This window comes from Streptomyces sp. NPDC021224 (assembly GCF_044332905.1).
Taxonomy (GTDB): Bacteria; Actinomycetota; Actinomycetes; order Streptomycetales; family Streptomycetaceae; genus Actinacidiphila.
The window spans coordinates 199836-219295 of record NZ_JBIRPW010000010.1; the positions used below are offsets into that span (position 1 = coordinate 199836).

Sequence of the window (19460 nt, forward strand, 5' to 3'; positions counted from 1 at the left end):
CTTCCTCCTGGCCTGTCAGTCCGTCAGCACGTCGTCGTCCGGCCGGCGCAGCTCGCGGACGAGCAGGGCCACGCCGGTGGCCACCGCGGCCACCCGGATCAGACCGTCGATGAGCTGGAGGTTGTCGTGCTCGCCGCGTGCGGTGCGGACCTTCTTGACGTTGCTGAAGGCGGCGAAAAGCGTGCTGCCGATGGCCAGGTACGTACCGGCCTTGCCCTTCTTCTTGCCCTTGGTGCTCATAGCTGCGGTGCCTCCTCAAGGAGCGGGTGGCCCCACTTCGTCACGAAGGCGGCCTCGACGGCGGCGCCGACCCGGTAGAGCCGGTCGTCCTGGAGTGCGGGAGCGATGATCTGCAGGCCCACCGGTAGACCGTCCTCCGGCGCGAGCCCGCAGGGCAGCGACATCGCCGCGTTGCCCGCGAGGTTGACCGGGATGGTGCACAGGTCGACCAGGTACATCGCGAGCGGGTCGTCGACCCGCTCGCCCAGCGGGAAGGCGGTGGTCGGCGTGGTCGGCGACACCAGCACGTCGACCTGCTCGAAGGCCTTCGCGAAATCGCGGGTGATCAGCGTGCGGACCTTCTGCGCCGAGCCGTAGTAGGCGTCGTAGTAGCCCGAGCTGAGCGCATAGGTGCCGAGGATGATGCGGCGCTTGACCTCGGCCCCGAAACCGGCCTCGCGGGTCAGCGCGGTGACCTCCTCGGCGGACTTCGTGCCGTCGTCCCCGACCCGCAGGCCGTAGCGCATCGCGTCGAAGCGGGCCAGGTTGCTGGAGCACTCCGACGGCGCGATCAGGTAGTACGCGGCCAGGCCGTACACGAAGGACGGGCAGGAGATCTCCACGACCTCCGCGCCCAGCTCGCGCAGCGTCTCGACGGACTCCTGGAAGCGCTGGACCACACCGGGCTGGAAGCCCTCGCCGCCCAGCTCCTTGATGACGCCGACACGCATCCCGCGCACGTCGCCGCTGCGGGCCGCCTCGACGACCGGCGGCACCGGCGCGTCGATCGACGTCGAGTCCAGCGGGTCGTGGCCGCCGATCACCTCGTGCAGCAGCGCGGCGTCCAGCACCGTACGCGCGCACGGGCCGCCCTGGTCCAGCGATGACGAGAAGGCCACCATGCCGTAGCGGGACACCCCGCCGTAGGTGGGCTTCACACCGACCGTGCCCGTCACCGACGCGGGCTGCCGGATGGAGCCGCCGGTGTCCGTACCGAGCGCGAGCGGGGCCTCGTACGCCGCGAGCGCCGCGGCACTGCCGCCGCCGGAACCGCCCGGGATACGCGTCAGGTCCCACGGGTTGCCGGTCGGGCCGTAGGCGCTGTTCTCGGTGGAGGAGCCCATCGCGAACTCGTCCATGTTGGTCTTGCCCAGGATCACCACGTCGGCGGCCTTGAGCTTCTTGGTGACCGTCGAGTCGTACGGCGGGATCCAGCCTTCGAGGATCTTCGAGCCGACCGTGGTGGGCACGCCCTCGGTGGTGAAGATGTCCTTCATCGCCAGCGGCACCCCGGCCAGCGGCCCCAGCGGCTCACCCGCGGCACGCTTGGCGTCGACCGCGCGGGCCTGCGCGAGGGCGCCCTCCCGGTCGATGTGCAGGAAGGCGTGCACCTTCTCGTCCACGGCCTCGATCCGGGCCAGGTGCGCCTCGGCGACCTCGACCGCGGTCAGCTCGCCGGACGCGATCTTCTCCGCCGTCTGCGCGGCGGTCAGCCTGATGATGTCCGTCATCGTGGTCAGTCCTCCCCCAGGATCTGCGGCACCTTGAAGCGCTGCTGCTCCTGCGCCGGGGCGCCCGACAGCGCCTGCTGCGCGGTGAGCGACGGCCGGACGGTGTCCGGGCGCATCACGTTCGTCAGCGGCAGCGGGTGCGAGGTCGGCGGGACGTCCTCGCCGGCCACCTCGGAGACGCGGGCGACCGCGCCGATGATGTCGTCAAGCTGTCCGGCGAAGTGGTCCAGCTCATCGGCGGACAGCTCCAGCCGTGCCAGCCGGCCGAGGTGGGCTACCTCCTCGCGCGTGATGCTCATTCGATCCTCTGCGGGTGAGACAACGGTGTGAGCCCCAATCCTATGGGGCTCCGCCCCGCCCCCGCGAAGCCGTTCCTCTGCGGGGGGCGCGGGGGGCTCGGGCCTTCACCCCCGAGGGGCCGCGCAGGCCGCGCCGGGCGGGCGTTTTCAGGGGCGCGGGGAACCCGGCGGGCCGGCCGCAGGCTACAAGCGCTCGACCGGCGCGACGGCCGGGACCGTCGAATGCGTGCCCGGCGCGGGCGGGAGGGCGCGGCGTGCGGCGAAGGCGGCGGGGAGGGCGCCGCGCTCACCCCGGGCGAGCAGCCACTTCGTGGCTTCCTCGGGCGGCATCGCCGCGGCGACCAACCACCCCTGCACCGCATCGCACCGCAGGTCCCGCAGCCGCTCCCACGTCTCGTCGTCCTCGACGCCCTCCGCGACGACCATGAGGCCCAGCGAGTGGGCCAGGTCGACCGTGCAGCGCACGATCTCCGCGTCCTCGGCGTCGACGACGAGCCGGGCGACGAAGGAGCGGTCGATCTTCAGTTCGCTGACGGGCAGCCGGCGCAGGTGGACGAGCGAGGAGTAGCCCGTGCCGAAGTCGTCGAGCGACATCTTGACGCCGTGGCCGGTGAGGCCGAGCAGGGTGTCGGCGGCGCGCTGCGGGTCCTCCAGCAGGACGTGCTCGGTGATCTCCAGCTGGAGGGAGTGGGCCGGGACCTGGTGCCGGGCGAGCCGGGCGGCGACCGTACCGGCGAAGCCGGGGCTGTGGACGTCGCGGGGCGAGACGTTGACGGCGACGGGCACGTCGAGGCCCAGCTCGCGCCAGCGGGCGACCTGGGCGAGCGCGGTGTCCAGGACGTATTCGGTGAGCAGCGGCATCAGGCCGGACGTCTCGGCCATGGTGATGAACTCGTCCGGGCTGACCCGGCCGCGCTCCGGGTGCTCCCAGCGGACCAGGGCCTCCAGGCCCGCGACCCGGCCGTCGAAGCGCACCTTGGGCTGGTAGTGGAGCTCGACGTCGCCCGCGTCCAGCGCCCGGCGCAGATCGCCGAGCAGGCCGAGCCGGTCGGGGGTGTTGCCGTCGCGCGTGGCCTCGTAGACCTCGACGCCGCTGCGGTCGCGTTTGGCCTGGTACATCGCCACGTCGGCGCGGCGCAGCAGCCCTTCGGCGTCCAGCGCGTGGTCGGGGAAGACGGCGACGCCCGCGCTGGCCTCCAGCACGAGGGACAGCCCGTCCAGGCTGAGCGGCGAGGCGAGGGCGGCGACGAGGGTGCGGGCGACGCGCTGGGCGCGGGTGGTGGAGTCGCAGCCCGGCAGCAGGACGGCGAACTCGTCGCCGCCGAGCCTGGCCGCCTCGGCGCCGCGCGGCAGCGCGGTACGCAGCCGGTCGGCGACCTGGAGCAGCAGCCGGTCGCCGGCGCGGTGGCCGAGCGTGTCGTTGACGGAGCGGAACTTGTCGAGGTCGATGAGGATCAGCCCGACGCGGCCGCAGCCGGCCGGCGGGTGCGTGCCCGTACCGCCGGACGCGGCCAGGAAGCCGGGCTCGGCGCGCTCGCAGTCCTCCTGCGCCTCGTCCAGCGCGCTCCAGGCGCGCTCCAGCAGCCACTGGCGGTTGGGCAGTCCGGTGAGCGGGTCGCGCAACTGCTCCTCGGCGCGGGCGTGGGCGATCCACAAGGTGGAGTCCAGCGCGATGAGCGGTACGGAGAAGAGCGGCAGCAGCGCGGGCTTGTCGCACGCGACGACCAGGATGAGCGGCGAGATGCCGAGCAGCGCGCAGCCGAGCATGCCCTGCCGCATGAGGGCGGAGCGGGCGACGGTCGGCAGGCCGTCACCGCGCGGTGCGAAGGCGCACCACAGCAGGGCGCGGGTGGCGGCCAGGTACGCGAGCGCGGCGATCGTGACGATCGGGACGGCGGTCATCGACCAGACGTCGGGGGCCCAGGGGTGCTCGACCGAGGGGTGCGCGCCGCACAGGCTGAGCACGGCGGCACCGGCGCCGATGCCGAGGATGTCGATGGAGCCGTAGAGCGCGGCCTGCCGCCATCGGTGCCGGCGGGCGGCGCCGACCAGGGTGACCACGGCGAGGCTGACCAGCAGGGCCGACACCCAGCCGTGCACCAGCAGCATGGCGAGCGTGAGGGCGGCACCGGATCCGGTGCCGCCCCACCAGCGGTCGCGGCCGATGGCCACCAGATGGCCGACGATGATGCCGGTCAGGATCGCGAAGCCCCAGCCTCCGGTGCCGGCCGGGAAGAGCGCGTGGCCGTGCTTGAGCACCCGGCAGATGCCGACGGCCAGGCAGATCGCCGCGGCGGGCGGTGCCGCGGTCCGTACCAGCGAGCGGGAGAGGGACGGGGCGAGGGAGGGCAGCGCGGCGGCGGGCGCGCGCGGGGGCAGCGGCGCCGCTGCGGCACTCTCCGTCGGATGCATGCCCGTCCCTCTTCCAGCCCGGTGAAGCAAGCAGGTCGCACCGCCCCCTGCGCGCCGGGGAGTTCCGTCGGAGCTGACGGAACGTATCGCCGCGGTGGGGACGCGTCTCAACACTAGGCCGCCCGGCGCCGTCCCGGGCACCGATCGAACGGGGTTGCCCGAATGCGACCAGGCACATCGACGTATTCTGATATAGGCCGATCGAGTGACATCTCCGGGCCATTCAGCCGGATTCGGCGGCCGAATCGGCGGTACCGGAGTCTTCCGCGGAGCCGTCCGCCGCCCCGTCGGCGGCGTCCTGCGCGGGCTCCACGGGATTCACCGCCATTGCGCGGGCGGCCTCCGGACCGTCCGTGAGCAGCGCGGTGAAGCCCGCCTCGTCCAGAACCGGCACTTTGAGCTGCACGGCTTTGTCGAACTTGGATCCGGGATTGTCACCGGCGACCACGAAGTCCGTTTTCTTGGACACCGAGCCGGTGACTTTCGCACCTCGGCTGCCCAGGGCCTCTTTTGCGCCATCCCGGGTATATGCCAAGAGCGTTCCGGTCACGACGACGGTCACTCCTTCGAGTGGCCTCGGCCCTTCGTCCGAGCCCTCCTCGGTGAAGGTGACGCCGGCCTCCCGCCACTTGCGGATGATCTCCTGGTGCCAGTCCTCGGCGAACCACTGCTTGACCGACGCGGCGATGGTGGGCCCCACGCCGTCGACCGCGGCCAGCTCCTCCTCGGCCGCCGTCATGATCCGGTCGAGGTCACGGAACTCGCGGGCCAGCGCGGCGGCGGCGACCGGACCCACATGGCGGATGGACAGTCCGGTGATGACCCGGGCGAGCGGGCGCTCGCGGGCCGCCTTGATGTTGTCCAGCATCGCCAGCGCGTTCTTCTTCGGCTCGCCCTTCTGGTTGGCGAAGAAGGTGACGATCTTGGGCTCGCCCGTCTCCGGGTCGCGCTTGGGCAGGCCGCTGTCCATGTCCAGGACGTAGGAGCGGATGGGCAGCAGGCTCTCGATGTCCAGCGAGAACAGGTCGCCCTCGTCCCTGAGCGGCGGCGCGGCCTCCAGCGGCTGGGTCAGCGCGGTCGCGGCGACGTAGCCGAGCGCCTCGATGTCCAGGCTGCGGCGGCCGGCCAGATAGTAGACGCGCTCGCGCAACTGGGCGGGGCAGTAGCGGGCGTTGGGGCAGCGCAGGTCGATGTCGCCCTCCTTCATCGGCTGCAGGGGGGTGCCGCAGTCCGGGCACTCGGCGGGCATCACGAACTCCCGCTCCGTCCCGTCCCGCAGATCCACCACCGGGCCGAGGATCTCGGGGATGACGTCACCGGCCTTGCGCAGCACCACGGTGTCGCCGATCAGGACGCCCTTCTTCTTGACCACGTCCTGGTTGTGCAGCGTCGCGAACTCGACCTCGGAGCCGGCCACCGTGACCGGTTCGACGACCGCGAAGGGCGTGACCCGGCCCGTGCGTCCGACGCCGACCCGGATCTCGACCAGCTTGGTGTTGACCTCCTGCGGCGGGTACTTCCAGGCGATGGCCCAGCGCGGCGCGCGGGAGGTCGAGCCGAGCCGGCCCTGCAGCGGGATCTCGTCGACCTTGACGACGACGCCGTCGATCTCGTGCTCCACGTCGAGCCGGTGGTCGCCGTAGTAGGCGACGAAGGCGCGCACCTCGTCGAGGGTGCCGACGACCTTGTTGTGCCGTGCGGTGGGCAGGCCCCATTCGCGCAGCAGCTCGTAGGCGTGCGACTGGCAGTCGATGGTGAAGCCCTCGCGGGCGCCGATGCCGTGCACGACCATCTGCAGCGGGCGGGAGGCGGTGATCCGCGGGTCCTTCTGGCGCAGCGAACCGGCGGCGGCGTTGCGCGGATTGGCGAACGGCTTGTCACCGGCCCCGACCAGCCGGGCGTTGAGCTCCTCGAACTTCTCGCCGGGGAAGTACACCTCGCCACGGACCTCGACCAGCTCCGGGACGCGGTCGCCGGAGAGCCGCTCCGGGATGCCGGCGATCGTCCGGACGTTGGGCGTGATGTCCTCGCCCGTGCGGCCGTCGCCGCGGGTCGCGCCGCGGGTCAGCCGGCCGTTCTCGTACGTCAGGTTGACCGCGAGGCCGTCGACCTTGAGCTCGCACAGGAAGTGGTAGGGGCTGTGGGCGTTGTCGGGCGGGCCCAGCTCGGCGGCGACGCGGTCGGCCCAGGTCGTCAGCTCCTCGTCGGTGAAGGCGTTGTCCAGCGACAGCAGCCGCTCCCGGTGCTCGACGGAGGTGAACTCCGTCTCGTACGCACCGGCGACCTTCTGCGTCGGCGAATCCGGGGTGCGCAGCGCGGGGTGCGCGTCCTCGACCGCCTCCAGGCGGCGCAGCAGCCGGTCGAACTCGGCGTCGCTGACGACCGGCGCGTCCTTGACGTAGTAGCGGAAGCGGTGCTCTTCGACCTGCTCGGCGAGACGCGCGTGCTCCTCGCGGGCCTCCGCCGGAATCTCCGTGTCCTCCACGACCCCGTCCTTCCTCACTACTCAGGGTTGTCGACGAGCGAGCGGGCCGCCTTCGCGCAGTGCACGAGAGCGGCTCTGGCGTAGGCCGGTGAGGCCCCCGCCAGACCGCAGGACGGGGTCACGGCGACGGAGGACCCCAACGCCCCCGGTGCCAGCCCCAACCTGCGCCACAATGCCCGAACACCACTCACGCTACCGGCAGGGTCCGACAATGGGGTGTCGGTGCCCGGCACGACACCGGCCAGCAGTGCGGTGCCCGCCTCGGCCGCCTCGCCCACCGCGTCCCAGTCACGTTCGGTGAGCAGGGCGAAGTCGAAGGACACACCGGCGGCGCCCGCGGCGCGCAGCAGTCCGAAGGGGACGTCGGGGGCGCAGGAGTGGACGACCACCGGCACCCCGGCCGCCGCGATCAGCTCGCGCAGCGTCTGCTCGACGACCGCGCGGTCCACCACCCGGTAGGTGCGGTAGCCGCTGGCGGTGCGGATCCGTCCGGCCAGCACGGCGGTCAGCGACGGCTCGTCCAGCTGCAGCACCGGCTGCGCGCCCGGCACCCGGCGGCGGACGTCCGCGAGATGCGCGGCCAGGCCCTCCGCGAGCGATCCGGCCAGGTCACGGCGGGCGCCCGGGTCGCCCAGCGCGGCCTCGCCGTGCCGGGTCTGCACGGACGCCGCGAGCGTCCACGGGCCGACCGCCTGGAGCTTGAGCGGGCCCTCGTACCCTTGCGTGAACTCCTCCAGGGCGTCCAGGTCCTCCCCCAGCCAGGAGCGGGCCCGCCGGGTGTCCCGGCCCGGGTGGTCGCCGAAGCGCCAGCCGCTGGGCTCCAGCCGGGCGTACAGCTCCGCGAGCAGGCCCACGCTGCGGCCGATCATGTCCGCGCCGGGTCCGCGCGCGGGCAGCTCGGGCAGGAACGGGAGGCCCTGCGGGGCCTCGGTGGCGACACGGGCCGCCTCACGGGCGTCGGTGCCGGGCATCGAGCCGACGCCGGTGGCGGTGGCCGGGGGGAGGTGCAGGTCGCTGATCACGCCCGAAGGGTAGCCCGCGGGCCGCGCCTCACCGGCCGGGGCGGACGGTGAGGTCGGTCAGCTCGGCGTCCCGCGGCAGGTCCAGAGCGGTCAGGACGGTGGTGGCCACCGACTCCGGGTCGATCCAGCGGGACGGGTCGTAGGGCTTGCCCTCCTGCTGGTGGACCTTCTGCTGCATGGGCGTCGCGGTGCGGCTCGGGTAGACCGACGTCACGCGGACGCCCGCGGCGTGCTCCTCGGCGCGCAGCGCGTCGGCGAGCGCGCGCAGTCCGAACTTGCTCGCCCCGTACGCGCTCCACTCGCCGCTCACGCTCAGGCCGGAGGTGGAGTTGACGAACACCACGCTGCCGCGGGACAGCCGCAGCTGGGGCAGCAGCAGCCGGGTCAGCTCGGCGGGGCCCATGAGGTTGACCGCGAGTGTCTCCTGCCAGATCTTCGGCGTGAGGTCGCCGACCGGGCCCAGCTCGACCGTGCCGGCGATGTGCAGCAGCGAGTCCAGCCGGTCGGGCGGCGACTGGTGGCCGATCGCCCAGGACAGCCGGGCCGGCTCGGCGAGATCCCCGACGAGTGTGCGTGCGCCCTGGTGGATCTCCGCGAGCTGCCGGGCCCGTGCGGCGTCCCTGGCCAGCAGCCAGACCTCGTCCCCACGCTCCAGCAGCCGCCGCGCGACCGCGCTGCCGATCCCGGATCCGGCCCCGGTGACGAGATGCACGCCGCTCACAGCTGCTCCTCCAGGTAGGCCAGCGCGTCCGCGCCGTCGGAGGCGAAGTGGACGAGCTGGGACAGCGGCATGGGCAGGAAGCCCTCCGCGTCCATCCTGCGCAGCTGGAGCTCCAGGCCGTCGTAGAAACCGGCGCTGCCCAGCAGGACCACCGGTTTGGAGTGCAGCCCGTGCTTCTTGAGCTCCAGGATCTCGGTGGCCTCGTCGAGCGTGCCCGTGCCGCCGACCATCACGACCAGGGCGTCGCTGCGGCGCAGCAGCTCCGCCTTGCGCGCCGCGAGGTCGGCGGTGACGACCATCTCGTCGGCGTTCTTGCGCGCCTTGTGCTGGAGGAATTCCACCGAGACGCCCACGAGCCGCCCGCCGGCCTCCTGGACGCTGTCGGCGAGGACCTTCATCAGGCCCGACTCGGAGCCGCCCCACACCAGCGTGTGGCCGCCGGCGCCCATCAGCTTGCCGAACTCGCGGGCCGGTTCGGTGTACTGCTCGCCGAGGTCGGCGGCCGACAGGAACACTCCGATGTTCATACGTTCACCGCGGGCTTCTCCTCGTGACGGGTCGCGGCCGTGGCACGGTCGGTGGTGGCACGGTCGGTCGTGGCGATGGTGGCCGAGCCGACGACGCGGGTGCCGTCGTAGAGGACGACCGCCTGGCCGGGGGCGACCCCGCGGACCGGGGCGGCGAAGCGGACGTGCAGCTCGCCTTCCCGGGACTCCGCGGTCACCGCGACGTCCTCCCCGTGGGCGCGCAGCTGCGCCGTGTACGCCGCGGGGCCGGCTGGCGGGGTGCCGCACCAGCGGGGGCGGATCGCGGTGAGCGACGTGACGTCGAGCGCCTCGGCGGGCCCGACCGTCACGGTGTTGTCGACCGGTGAGATGTCCAGCACGTAGCGCGGCTTGCCGTCGTCGGCGGGGACGCCGAGCCGCAGGCCCTTGCGCTGGCCGATGGTGAAGCCGTAGGCGCCCTGGTGGGTGCCCACCCGCTCGCCGTCCTGGTCGACGATCGCGCCCTCGGCGCTGCCGAGCCGCTTGGCGAGGAAGCCCTGGGTGTCGCCGTCGGCGATGAAGCAGATGTCGTGGCTGTCGGGCTTGCGCGCGACGGCCAGGCCGCGCCGCTCGGCCTCGGCGCGGATCTCGTCCTTGGTGGTCAGGGTGTCGCCGAGCGGGAACATCGCGTGGGCGAGCTGCCGCTCGTCGAGCACGCCGAGCACGTAGGACTGGTCCTTGGCCGCGTCGCTCGCGCGGTGCAGCTCGCGGGTGCCGTCCGGGCGGGTGACGACCGTGGCGTAGTGGCCGGTGCAGACCGCGTCGAAGCCCAGCGCGAGCGCCTTGTCCAGCAGCGCGGCGAACTTGATCTTCTCGTTGCACCGCAGGCACGGGTTGGGGGTGCGGCCGGCCGCGTACTCGCTGACGAAGTCCGCCACCACGTCCTCGCGGAAGCGCTCGGCGAGATCCCACACGTAGAAGGGGATGCCGATGACGTCGGCCGCGCGCCGCGCGTCCCGCGAGTCCTCCACCGTGCAGCAGCCGCGGGCGCCGGTACGGAAGCTCTGTGGATTCGCCGACAGGGCCAGATGGACACCGGTCACGTCGTGCCCGGCCTCGGCGGCACGGGCGGCGGCCACCGCGGAGTCGACACCGCCGCTCATCGCGGCGAGCACGCGCAGCCGGCGGGGCTCGGCGGGCTGGGAGAAGTCGTTCACCTGTCCAGGGTAACCGTCGGCTCCGCGCGGGCCCGTGGGTTGTCCACAGGGCCGCGCAGGGCCCGGCCGCGGCGGCGGAAGAGGCCCGCGGGTCCGGGTGTTGCACGGCACGGCGGCAACGCGGGCCGGCGCGGACCGTCCGGCGGGGCGGTGGCGCCGCCCACCCTCCGGAGGACTGGACAACCGGCGACTACCGATGGGTAACATCACTCCATGGCAGATGCAACGGCCCGCGCGGCCATCGGGGACAGCGAGTTCGACCGCGACACCGCCGTGATCGCGCGGCCGGACGAGCCGGGCACGTACGACGCCGCGCTCTCCGCGGGCTGGACCATCATCAGGGCCGTCAACGGCGGCTACCTGCTCGCCGTCGTGGCCCGCGCGCTGCGCGACGCGCTTCCGCACCCCGACCCGCTGACCGTCACCGCGCACTACCTGACGGCCTCCGAGCCCGGCCCCGCCGTCGTCAGGACGCAGACCGTACGGGCCGGGCGGAGCATGTCCACCGGTCAGGCGTCGCTCTACCAGCGCGACGCGCAGGGACGCGAGGTCGAGCGGATCCGGGTGATCGCCGGATACGGCGACCTCACCGCGCTCCCCGACGACGTCCGCACCGCCGCCAAGCCGCCGCTGATGCCGTCCTACGCCGACTGCGTCGGCTCGGAGGACGCGCCGTCCGGCGCCGGGCCGGTCAGCGGCTCCACCGCCATCCTCGGCCGCCTCGACCTGCGCCTGGACCCGGCGACCGCCGGCTGGGCGGTCGGCGCGCCCTCCGGCTCGGGCGAGATGCGCGGCTGGCTGGGCCTGGCCGACGGGCGCGACCACGACGCGCTGTCGCTGCTGCTGGCCGTCGACGCCCTGCCGCCGACCGCCTTCGAACTCGGCCTGGCCGGGTGGGTGCCGACGGTCGAGCTGACCGTGCATGTGCGGGCCGTCCCGGCGCCCGGGCCGGTGCGCGTGGCGATCTCCACCCGCAACCTCGCGGGCGGCCTCCTGGAGGAGGACGCCGAGGTGTGGGACTCCCAGGACCGGCTGGTGGCGCAGTCCCGCCAGCTGGCGCGCGCCCCGCGCACCTGACCGGGGCACGTCCCCCGTCGGCGCGCCCCGCCGGGCGGTGCCGAAAGGGCGTGCGGAGAGCGCCGGGAACCGGACGGCCCGCGGACCGTAGAATCGACGGACCATGGCCTACTTCGATCACGCCGCCACGACGCCCATGCTGCAGGAGGCGGTCGAGGCGCTGACCGCGCACCTCACGGTGACCGGGAACGCCTCGGCACTCCACGCCGCGGGCCGCAGGGCCCGGCGGACGGTCGAGGAGTCCCGCGAGGCCCTGGCCGAGGCGCTCGGCGCCCGGCCGAGCGAGGTCGTCTTCACCGGCGGCGGCACCGAGTCGGACAACCTGGCCGTCAAGGGCCTGTTCTGGGCGCGCCGGGCGGCCGATCCGCGCCGGGTCAGGGTGCTGGCGAGCCCGGTGGAGCACCACGCCGTGCTGGACGCGGTGCACTGGCTGGCCGACCACGAGGGCGCCGTCGTGGAGTGGCTGCCGGTCGACTCCTACGGCAGGGTGCACCCCGACGCGCTGCGTACCGCGCTGGCCGCGCACCCGGACGAGACCGCCCTGGTCACCGTGATGTGGGCGAACAACGAGGTCGGCACCATCCTGCCGGTCGCCGATCTCGCGGCTGTCTGCGCCGAGTTCGGGGTGCCGATGCACTCCGACGCGGTGCAGGCCTTCGGCCAGGCCGACGTGGACTTCGCGGCCTCGGGTCTGGACGCGATGACCGTCACCGGGCACAAGGTGGGCGGCCCGTACGGGGTCGGCGCGCTGCTGCTGCGCCGCGACGACACCCCCGTGCCGCTGCTGCACGGCGGCGATCAGGAGCGCAGCCGCTCGGGCACCCTCGACGTACCGGCCATCGCCGCCTTCGCCGCGGCGGGCACCCTGGCGGCGCGGCACCGTACGGAATTCACCGCGGCGGTCGGCGCGCTGCGCGACGAGCTGGTGCGCGGGGTGCGGGCCGCGGTGCCCGACGCGGTGCTCAACGGCGACCCGGACGCCGGCGGCCGCCTCGCCTCGATCGCGCACTTCACCTTCCCCGGCTGCGAGGGCGACGCGCTCCTGCTGCTGCTGGACGCCCAGGGCATCGCCTGCTCCACCGGCTCGGCCTGCACCGCGGGCGTGGCCCAGCCCAGCCATGTGCTGCTCGCGATGGGCAGCCCCGCCCCGGACGCCCGCGCGACGCTGCGCTTCTCGCTCGGCCACACCACGACCGCCGGGGAGGTCGCCGAGCTGGTCCGGGCGATCGGCCCGGCCGTGGAGCGCGCCAGGACCGCCGGCCAGACCTGAGCCGCCCTCCGGGGCGACCCGACTCGCCCGCCCCGCGGGCAGACGGGCGGCGCGGGCAACGCTACGGTCGGAGCATGGATGATCGGCTCCGCGCCGTCTGCGACCTGATGATGCCCACCGTCCGGGAGATGGCCGGGCTGCACGAGTACGACGGCCGCGTGCAGGACCTCTCCCCCGACGGAATACGCCGCGCCCTGGCCGCGGTCGACACCGCCCGGCGCAATACGCCACGCCTTCCCGACCCGCACGACGAGGCGCACCTGAGCGTCTTCGAGGAGTCGGTGCGGGTGCAGTACGGCGAGCTGGAGATGCACCGGCGCGACCCCTACCCCCATCTGTCCAACCTCGAACTCGCCTGCTACGACCGGGAGTACGCCCCCCGCAAGGAGCGCGCCGCGGCGCGCCGCAGGCACCTCGCGCAGTGGCCCGACGCGGTGGACGCCGCGCTGGCCTCGCTCGACCGGGTGAGCGCGCCCGTCGCGTCCGCCCTGCTCGGCTCCGCCCACGGACTCGCCTTCGGCCTCGACCCGGACGAGGGCGTGGAGGCCGACGCCCTGGACGCGCACGCCCGGCTGATCGCCCACCTGGAGCACGCCGCCGAGCACGGCGACCCCGACCCGCGGCTCGGCGGCCCCGGGCTGGCCGCGCTGATGGGCTCCCAGGAGGGCATGCACGTCGATCTGACGGCGCTCGCCGAGACGGCCGACCGGGAGCGGGTACGGCTCGGACAGCTGCTCGCCGACTCCTGCCGCGCCCTCGACCCGCGCCGGTCGGTCGACGACCTGATCCCCGAGCTGCTCGCCGACCACCCGGGCGCAGACGGCGTCATCCCGGCCGCCGCCCGGCTCACCGAGGAGGTCATCGCCTTCACCCGCGAGCGGCAGCTCGCCCCCTACCTGGACGGCGAGTGCCTGGTGGGGCCCGCGCCGCCGTCGCGGCGCTGGGCGATGGCCATGATGACCTGGGCGGGTCCCGGGGAGCCCGAGACGCCGTCCTGGTACCACGTGACGCCGCCGGAGCCGGACTGGCCCGCACAGGACCGCGAGGAGTGGCTGACGGTCTTCAGCCGCACCAGCCTGCCCTCGATCACCGTCCACGAGGTGGCGCCCGGCCACTTCGCGCACGGCCGTGCCCTGCGCCGGGCGGCCGGACCGGTCCGCCGGGTGCTGCACAGCCTCGCCTTCTGCGAGGGCTGGGCACATTACGTCGAGGAGGTCTGCCTCGACGAGGGCTTCCGGGCCCGCGACCCGCGCTTCGCGATCGGCGTGGCCCTGGAGGCGCTGGTCCGGGTGACCCGGCTGACCTGCGCGATCGGGCTGCACACCGGGGCGATGGACGTCGCCGACGCCACGCACCTGTTCGTCCGGGACGCGCACCTGGCACCGGCGGGAGCCGCCGCCGAGGCACGCCGCGGGACCTTCGACGCCGGGTACGGGCGGTACACGTGGGGGAAGCTGGAGATCATGCGGGCCCGTGAGCGGGCGGAGCGCTCGCCGGGCTTCTCGGTGCCGGGCTTCCACGCCGACCTGCTGGCGCTCGGGGCGCCCCCGCTGGGCCTGCTGGACGCCGGGGCGCCGGCGTAGGCGGGCGGGCTCAGTAGCGCGGCGGCGGGCCCCAGGCGGGCGGGCTGCTGAAGGCGTCGCGGTCGAAGATCGGCTGGGCGTTGGCACGCAACCACATCGCCACCGGGTCGTGCGGGTCGGACATGGCGACCGTGGAGACCGGCAGCCCCTCCGGGACGCCGGGCACGGCCTGCTGCATCATCAGCCGTACGGCCTCCACCGCCTGCGGCGAGGAGTCGTAGACCTCGACGCCGACGGCGAGGTACGCCTCCCCCAGCGCGGGCTGTACCCACGCCTGCCGCAGCGCGCGTACCGCGGGCGTACGCTGCGCCGCCGTGGCCAGCAGCGCGTAGAACTGCGGCATCTGCACGGCGGGCTCGCCGATCCGCAGCGGGCCCGCGGGCAGCAGGTCCAGGCCCGCGGCGACACGGCGCAGGTCCGGCCAGGGGATGCCGACGCCTCCGCCGGGGGCGTGCGGGTTGAGCCACAGGCCGCAGTGGTCGGGGAAGAGGGTGAGCGCGATGTCCCGGCCCGCGGCGATCTCGTGCTCGCGGTTCCAGCCGCTGGCGCCCAGCTCGCGCGGGGACGTGCAGGCGGGGGCGTAGCGGTGCCCCGCGACCTCCATCGCGGCGTACTGGGCGTCGTGGGTGCCGGGCGCGCCCTGCCAGAGCAGCATCCATACCTGACCCTCGGCCAGTGACGCGAGCAGGTTCTCGTATGCGTCGAAGCGGCCCGGCGCCACCTGGAGCAGCATCTGCTCCACATGGCCGGCCGCCGCGCCGCCGTGCGCGCCCGCGATCACGTCGGACCGCCCCTTTCCCGTCAGATTCGTCTTACGCCGTCATTACGCCATCAAACCAGGTCGGCTCTGGCCATCGGAACGCTGACCGACTCAAGCGGCACGGGCTAAATGGCTCGTATACGGCTCGTATACGCCCGCACCGGGCATCCGCCGGGTCAGTCCCTGGCGTAGAAGGGCCGGACGGTCTCCAGCATCCAGTCGGCCACCGGGTCCTGGGCGACGTCGAGCAGGATCAGATGGACCGGCCAGGGCAGCGGTGCGGCGCCCAGCGCCCGGCCGAGGGCGTCCATGGCGGCGGCGCGGTCACCCTCCTGCCAGCCGTCCAGCTCGACGCCGACGAAGAGCGCGGGCGGTTCCTCCTCGACGGCCGCCATGGCGCGGCGGGCGCTCAGCACCACGGGGGTGACGGCGTACTCGGCGGCGGCGATGGCCAGGAAGTCGACGGGCTCCTCGTCCGGAGCGGGCTCCCACAGCCGCACCCTGGCGCCACCGGGGACCTGCTCGCCGTACGCGCCCGGCGGCCGGGTGCCGCGGCACAGCTCGGCGACCGCGGCAGGCGGCAGCGGCACGCCCACGGCACCGCCGGGGTTGACCGCGATGCCGACCATCGGGGGCAGGCCGCGGGCGAAGTCGCGGACGGGGGCGACCGCGCAGGACATGCCCTCGGCGGCGAGCCGGTACTGCTGCTCCGAGCTGAAAACCGGCACATAGGGTGCGCCGCCCAGCTCCACGGTGGGCAGGTCGAGGTCGGTGGACGCGGACGAGCCGCCGTTGGGCAGCGGCACCCACACGTGGGAGCGGCCGAGCACCTCCAGCAGCCGGGGCGTCGCGGCGGGGTTGCCGAGGCTGGCCGCGAGCACCTCCTCCAGCTCGTTCGCCGGCCATATGTACGGTGCCGGATTGTCCATGTCCATCCTCGTCCGCGCTGTGTGCCGCCGTCGGCGGCCACCCGTTGCCTGCCGGGAAACCCTATCGGCTGGCCGCCGCGCCCGTCCGGGCATGCGATGATGGCGGCGCGTACCGGCGGCGGGAAGGGCATGACCTGCGCCGACGGCACGAGCAGCACCCACAATTCGCATACCGGCCGTTTGGAGGCCGCGCGGGAGAGTCCCGCCCCACCGGAGACGGCGGGGGCCGGGCGCCGAAGGAGCAAGTCCTCCCTTGAATCTCTCAGGCACAGATACCGCGCGGACGAGGCAGATCTGAAAAGCGGGCGGGCCGCGTTCACCGGTCCCGCCCCACCCAAGGTGCAAGCCGCGGCCCGCGGGGTCACGGTGAACCTCTCAGGTTCCGATGACAGATGGGGAGGCCGGGGTCAGTCCCGGCCGGCAGTCCACGACCCGTCCGCCGCTTTTGGGAGCACCTTCGATGAGCGCAGCACCGAGTCCTTCCCCCGCCGCACCGCGCCGCACCGCGCTCGACGCGGTCCACCGCGCGCTGGGCGCCACCATGACCGACTTCGCCGGCTGGGACATGCCGCTGCGCTACGGCAGCGAGCGCGAGGAGCACCAGGCCGTCCGCACCCGGGCCGGGCTCTTCGACCTCTCCCACATGGGCGAGATCACCGTGAGCGGCCCGCAGGCCGGGCAGGCGCTGGACCACGCGCTGGTGGGCCACCTGTCCGCGCTCGCGGTGGGCCGGGCCCGCTACACCATGGTGTGCGCCCCGGACGGCGGCATCCTGGACGACCTGATCGTCTACCGGCTCGGCGAGGAGCGCTATCTGGTGGTGGCCAACGCCTCCAACGCGCAGACGGTGCTGGACACCCTCGCGCTGCGGGCCGCGGACTTCGACGCCACCGTGACCGACGACCGGGACGCGTACGCACTGCTCGCCGTGCAGGGGCCGGAGGCGCCCGGCATCCTCGGGTCGCTGACCGACGCGGATCTGCCGGCCCTGCGCTACTACGCGGGGCTGCCGGGCACGGTTGCGGGCGTGCCCGCGCTCATCGCCCGCACCGGCTACACCGGCGAGGACGGCTTCGAGCTGTTCGTCGCGCCCGCGGACGCCGAGCGGCTGTGGGAGGCGCTGCTGACCGCCGGGGCCGACGCCGGGCTCGTGCCCTGCGGCCTGTCCTGCCGCGACACCCTGCGCCTGGAGGCCGGGATGCCGCTCTACGGGCACGAGCTGACGGCGAACGTGACGCCCTTCGACGCCGGGCTCGGGCGGGTCGTGAAGTTCGACAAGCCGGGCGACTTCGTCGGCCGCGAGGCGCTGCTCGCGGCCGCGGCCCGAGCCGCCGAGCAGCCGCCGCGCACGCTCGTCGGGCTCGTCGCCGAGGGCCGCCGGGTGCCGCGCGCGGGCTTCGCCGTCACGGGCCCGGACGGTGCGGTCGTCGGCGAGGTCACCTCGGGGGCGCCGTCGCCGACCCTCGGGGTGCCCATCGCGATGGCGTACGTCGACGAGTCGGCCGCCGCGCCGGGGACGCCGGACGTCGCCGTCGACATCCGGGGCAGCCGGGAGCCGTACCGGGTCGTGGCCCTTCCCTTCTACCGCCGCGAGCGCTGAGCCGGCCGTCGCCGCCGTCCGGACCAGGTCGACCACGACGACCACGATCCACGCCGATCCGCACGGCGCGGGCGCCCGGGGTGACGAAGTTATCCACAGGCTGCCGCGCCGCCTCCACCAGCAACCCTTCGCATCCGGGAGAATTTCCGTCATGAGCATCAATCCTGAGCACCTGCGTTACAGCAAGGAGCACGAGTGGGTCTCCCCCGCCGAGGCGGGAGTGTCCACCGTGGGCATCACCTCGCACGCCGCCGACGCGCTCGGTGACGTCGTCTTCGTCCAGCTGCCCGAGGCGGGCGCGACGGTCACCGCGGGCGAGACCTGCGGTGAGCTGGAGTCCACCAAGTCCGTGAGCGAGCTGTACGCCCCGGTGTCCGGCGAGGTCACCGAGGTCAACCAGGACGTGGCCGACGATCCCTCGCTGGTCAACTCCGCGCCCTTCGAGGGCGGCTGGCTGTTCAAGGTGCGGGTCGCCGACGAGGACGCGGAGCTGCTCACCGCTGCCGAGTACGACGACTTCACCGCGGCCTGAGCCGTCGCCCCCACCCCGTACCCGAGGGAAGATCCCATGTCGCTCCTGAACCAGTCACTGCACGACTTCGACCCCGAGGTCGCCGCCGAGGTCGATGCCGAGCTGCGCCGCCAGCAGTCCACCCTGGAAATGATCGCGTCGGAGAATTTCGCGCCGGTCGCGGTCCTGGAGGCCCAGGGCTCGGTGCTGACCAACAAGTACGCCGAGGGCTACCCCGGACGCCGCTACTACGGCGGCTGTGAGCACGTCGACGTCATCGAGCAGCTGGCCATCGACCGGATCAAGGCGCTCTTCGGCGCCGAGGCCGCGAACGTCCAGCCGCACTCGGGCGCGCAGGCGAACGCCGCGGCGATGTTCGCCCTGCTCAAGCCGGGCGACACGATCCTCGGTCTGGATCTCGCGCACGGCGGGCACCTGACCCACGGCATGAAGATCAACTTCTCCGGCAAGCTCTACAAGGTCGCCGCCTACCACGTCGACGCCGAGACCGGCCGGGTCGACATGGACGAGGTGGAGCGGCTGGCCAAGGAGCACCGGCCGCAGCTGATCATCGCCGGCTGGTCGGCGTATCCGCGGCAGCTGGACTTCGCGGCCTTCCGCCGGATCGCGGACGGGGTCGGCGCCTACCTCATGGTCGACATGGCGCATTTCGCCGGGCTGGTCGCGGCGGGGCTGCACCCCTCGCCCGTCCCGCACGCGCACGTCGTGACGACCACGACGCACAAGACGCTCGGCGGGCCACGCGGCGGCGTCATCCTGTCCACCGCCGACCTGGCCAAGAAGATCAACTCCGCGGTCTTCCCCGGTCAGCAGGGCGGTCCGCTGGAGCATGTGATCGCCGCCAAGGCGGTCGCCTTCAAGGCCGCGGCGACCGAGGAGTTCCGCGGCCGCCAGGCCCGTACGCTGGAGGGGGCGGCCGTCCTCGCCGAGCGGCTGGGCCGGGAGGACCTGGCGGCGGTCGGCGTGAAGGTGCTGTCCGGCGGCACGGACGTCCACCTGGTGCTGGTCGACCTGCGTGACTCCGCCCTCGACGGGCAGCAGGCCGAGGACCGGCTGCACGACGTCGGCATCACGGTCAACCGCAACGCGATCCCGAACGACCCGCGCCCGCCCATGGTCACCTCGGGGCTGCGCATCGGCACCCCGGCGCTGGCCACCCGCGGCTTCGACGCCGACGCCTTCCGGGAGGTGGCCGACATCATCGCGGCCGCCCTCCAGCCGGTCTTCGACGCCGACAGCCTGCGGGGCAGGGTGAGCGCGCTCGCCGAGCGCTTCCCGCTCTACCCGGGGCTCGGCGCCTGACCGCCCGCGGCCGCGGGGCACACCCGCCCCGCGGCC

General features: G+C 73.8%; 17 protein-coding genes and 1 riboswitch. Of the genes, 6 read left to right on the plus strand and 11 right to left on the minus strand.

The features are described 5' to 3' along the window. Positions 1-15: 15 nt before the first annotated feature. From ACH4PY_RS25025 to mnmA, 9 genes are all read right to left on the minus strand, one after another. Complete coding sequence (locus tag ACH4PY_RS25025) at positions 16-240, minus strand: hypothetical protein (RefSeq protein WP_398186955.1); 225 nt, start codon at positions 238-240, stop codon at positions 16-18. Beyond that, entirely contained in the window at positions 237-1730 is a 1494-nt protein-coding gene (gene gatA, locus ACH4PY_RS25030) for an Asp-tRNA(Asn)/Glu-tRNA(Gln) amidotransferase subunit GatA (protein ID WP_398186958.1), read from the minus strand. Before gatA ends, ACH4PY_RS25025 begins: the two co-directional genes overlap by 4 nt. Positions 1731-1735: 5 nt before the next feature. Further along, positions 1736-2029 carry an Asp-tRNA(Asn)/Glu-tRNA(Gln) amidotransferase subunit GatC gene (gene gatC / locus ACH4PY_RS25035; RefSeq protein ID WP_398186961.1) on the minus strand — a complete coding sequence of 98 codons (294 nt, stop codon included), beginning with the start codon at positions 2027-2029 and terminating at the stop codon, positions 1736-1738. A gap of 183 nt (positions 2030-2212) precedes the next feature. Next, positions 2213-4441: a putative bifunctional diguanylate cyclase/phosphodiesterase gene (locus ACH4PY_RS25040; protein ID WP_398186964.1), complete on the minus strand. Its 2229-nt coding sequence runs from the start codon at positions 4439-4441 to the stop codon at positions 2213-2215. A gap of 223 nt (positions 4442-4664) precedes the next feature. Further along, complete coding sequence (gene ligA / locus ACH4PY_RS25045; protein WP_398186967.1) at positions 4665-6926, minus strand: NAD-dependent DNA ligase LigA; 2262 nt, start codon at positions 6924-6926, stop codon at positions 4665-4667. Positions 6927-6943: 17 nt separating this feature from the next. Next, positions 6944-7897, minus strand: a complete 954-nt coding sequence (locus tag ACH4PY_RS25050; RefSeq protein ID WP_398187099.1) for a methionine synthase — start codon at positions 7895-7897, stop codon at positions 6944-6946. 79 nt (positions 7898-7976) lie between these two features. Continuing rightward, the gene (locus ACH4PY_RS25055) at positions 7977-8669 is read right to left on the minus strand and encodes an SDR family oxidoreductase (protein ID WP_398186970.1); all 693 of its coding nucleotides are present in this window, start codon (positions 8667-8669) and stop codon (positions 7977-7979) included. After that, entirely contained in the window at positions 8666-9196 is a 531-nt protein-coding gene (locus tag ACH4PY_RS25060) for a TIGR00730 family Rossman fold protein (protein ID WP_398186972.1), read from the minus strand. The genes ACH4PY_RS25055 and ACH4PY_RS25060 overlap by 4 nt, the downstream gene beginning before the upstream one ends. Continuing rightward, a complete protein-coding gene (mnmA, locus tag ACH4PY_RS25065; protein ID WP_398186976.1) occupies positions 9193-10371 on the minus strand; it encodes a tRNA 2-thiouridine(34) synthase MnmA in 1179 nt (392 codons plus the stop codon). The genes ACH4PY_RS25060 and mnmA overlap by 4 nt, the downstream gene beginning before the upstream one ends. A gap of 213 nt (positions 10372-10584) precedes the next feature. Here mnmA and ACH4PY_RS25070 point away from each other — a divergent pair, with 213 nt between their 5' ends. From ACH4PY_RS25070 to ACH4PY_RS25080, 3 genes are all read left to right on the plus strand, one after another. Beyond that, positions 10585-11448: a thioesterase family protein gene (locus ACH4PY_RS25070; RefSeq protein ID WP_398186978.1), complete on the plus strand. Its 864-nt coding sequence runs from the start codon at positions 10585-10587 to the stop codon at positions 11446-11448. 103 nt (positions 11449-11551) lie between these two features. After that, complete coding sequence (locus tag ACH4PY_RS25075) at positions 11552-12718, plus strand: cysteine desulfurase family protein (protein ID WP_398186982.1); 1167 nt, start codon at positions 11552-11554, stop codon at positions 12716-12718. Between the two features lie 74 nt (positions 12719-12792). Beyond that, on the plus strand, positions 12793-14301 hold the full coding sequence (locus tag ACH4PY_RS25080) for a DUF885 family protein (RefSeq protein ID WP_398186985.1): 1509 nt from the start codon (positions 12793-12795) through the stop codon (positions 14299-14301). A 10-nt stretch (positions 14302-14311) separates the two neighbouring features. Here the strand turns inward: ACH4PY_RS25080 and ACH4PY_RS25085 are convergent, their stop codons facing one another. Together ACH4PY_RS25085 and ACH4PY_RS25090 are read right to left on the minus strand one after the other, a co-directional pair. Next, positions 14312-15082 carry an enhanced serine sensitivity protein SseB C-terminal domain-containing protein gene (locus tag ACH4PY_RS25085; protein WP_398186988.1) on the minus strand — a complete coding sequence of 257 codons (771 nt, stop codon included), beginning with the start codon at positions 15080-15082 and terminating at the stop codon, positions 14312-14314. Positions 15083-15237: 155 nt separating this feature from the next. Next, positions 15238-15990, minus strand: coding sequence for an enhanced serine sensitivity protein SseB (locus tag ACH4PY_RS25090; RefSeq protein ID WP_398186991.1), 753 nt, complete (start codon positions 15988-15990; stop codon positions 15238-15240). Between the two features lie 182 nt (positions 15991-16172). After that, positions 16173-16278: riboswitch (glycine riboswitch) on the plus strand. A gap of 172 nt (positions 16279-16450) precedes the next feature. Here ACH4PY_RS25090 and gcvT point away from each other — a divergent pair. The 3 genes from gcvT (at position 16451) to glyA (ending at position 19424) form a co-directional block, all read left to right on the plus strand. Continuing rightward, entirely contained in the window at positions 16451-17590 is a 1140-nt protein-coding gene (gene gcvT / locus ACH4PY_RS25095; RefSeq protein WP_398186994.1) for a glycine cleavage system aminomethyltransferase GcvT, read from the plus strand. 151 nt (positions 17591-17741) lie between these two features. After that, complete coding sequence (gene gcvH / locus ACH4PY_RS25100; RefSeq protein WP_398186997.1) at positions 17742-18122, plus strand: glycine cleavage system protein GcvH; 381 nt, start codon at positions 17742-17744, stop codon at positions 18120-18122. Between the two features lie 36 nt (positions 18123-18158). Further along, complete coding sequence (glyA, locus tag ACH4PY_RS25105) at positions 18159-19424, plus strand: serine hydroxymethyltransferase (RefSeq protein ID WP_398187000.1); 1266 nt, start codon at positions 18159-18161, stop codon at positions 19422-19424. Positions 19425-19460 lie beyond the last annotated feature (36 nt).

What these genes read in the sequence shown, in the direction of transcription:
- ACH4PY_RS25060 (WP_398186972.1), bottom strand. Translation starts at nt 9,196, where the DNA reads ATGAACATCGGAGTGTTCCTGTCGGCCGCCGACCTCGGCGAGCAGTAC.
- ACH4PY_RS25080 (WP_398186985.1), top strand. Translation starts at nt 12,793, where the DNA reads ATGGATGATCGGCTCCGCGCCGTCTGCGACCTGATGATGCCCACCGTC.
- gatC (WP_398186961.1), bottom strand. Translation starts at nt 2,029, where the DNA reads ATGAGCATCACGCGCGAGGAGGTAGCCCACCTCGGCCGGCTGGCACGG.
- ACH4PY_RS25050 (WP_398187099.1), bottom strand. Translation starts at nt 7,897, where the DNA reads ATGCCCGGCACCGACGCCCGTGAGGCGGCCCGTGTCGCCACCGAGGCC.
- glyA (WP_398187000.1), top strand. Translation starts at nt 18,159, where the DNA reads ATGTCGCTCCTGAACCAGTCACTGCACGACTTCGACCCCGAGGTCGCC.
- gatA (WP_398186958.1), bottom strand. Translation starts at nt 1,730, where the DNA reads ATGACGGACATCATCAGGCTGACCGCCGCGCAGACGGCGGAGAAGATC.
- gcvT (WP_398186994.1), top strand. Translation starts at nt 16,451, where the DNA reads ATGAGCGCAGCACCGAGTCCTTCCCCCGCCGCACCGCGCCGCACCGCG.
- ACH4PY_RS25040 (WP_398186964.1), bottom strand. Translation starts at nt 4,441, where the DNA reads ATGCATCCGACGGAGAGTGCCGCAGCGGCGCCGCTGCCCCCGCGCGCG.
- ACH4PY_RS25070 (WP_398186978.1), top strand. Translation starts at nt 10,585, where the DNA reads ATGGCAGATGCAACGGCCCGCGCGGCCATCGGGGACAGCGAGTTCGAC.
- ACH4PY_RS25090 (WP_398186991.1), bottom strand. Translation starts at nt 15,990, where the DNA reads ATGGACAATCCGGCACCGTACATATGGCCGGCGAACGAGCTGGAGGAG.
- ACH4PY_RS25025 (WP_398186955.1), bottom strand. Translation starts at nt 240, where the DNA reads ATGAGCACCAAGGGCAAGAAGAAGGGCAAGGCCGGTACGTACCTGGCC.
- gcvH (WP_398186997.1), top strand. Translation starts at nt 17,742, where the DNA reads ATGAGCATCAATCCTGAGCACCTGCGTTACAGCAAGGAGCACGAGTGG.
- ACH4PY_RS25075 (WP_398186982.1), top strand. Translation starts at nt 11,552, where the DNA reads ATGGCCTACTTCGATCACGCCGCCACGACGCCCATGCTGCAGGAGGCG.